This window comes from Streptococcus suis, from assembly GCF_002960445.1.
Classification (GTDB): Bacteria; Bacillota; Bacilli; order Lactobacillales; family Streptococcaceae; genus Streptococcus; species Streptococcus hyiners.
This window is the reverse complement of record NZ_POJD01000020.1, coordinates 1-266: the sequence shown is the minus strand read 5'-3', so window position 1 is coordinate 266 and position 266 is coordinate 1. Positions and strand designations below refer to the sequence as shown.

Here is a 266-nt window from a genome sequence, read left to right as displayed (position 1 = left end):
ATGAAGCTGGACGGGTAGAGTATGCACGGATGCTGGAATTGCATGAAAAGATAGGTTATGTTGAAATTCCAAAAATTGAGGTCAAGCTTCCTGTTTATGCAGGAACTTCTGAGACCGTTCTTCAAAAAGGTGTAGGGCATTTGGAAGGAACATCCTTACCGATTGGGGGGAGCGATACCCATACTGTCTTAACGGCTCATACAGGTTTACCCAAAGCTCGGTTATTCACAGACTTAACGAAGGTAAAAATCGGTGATACTTTCTAC

General features: G+C 43.2%; 1 protein-coding gene. It reads left to right on the top strand.

The window, feature by feature from the left end:
- Positions 1 to 266: sortase (locus C1G53_RS00090; protein WP_153046618.1), on the top strand; the 266-nt coding region annotated here is incomplete at both ends.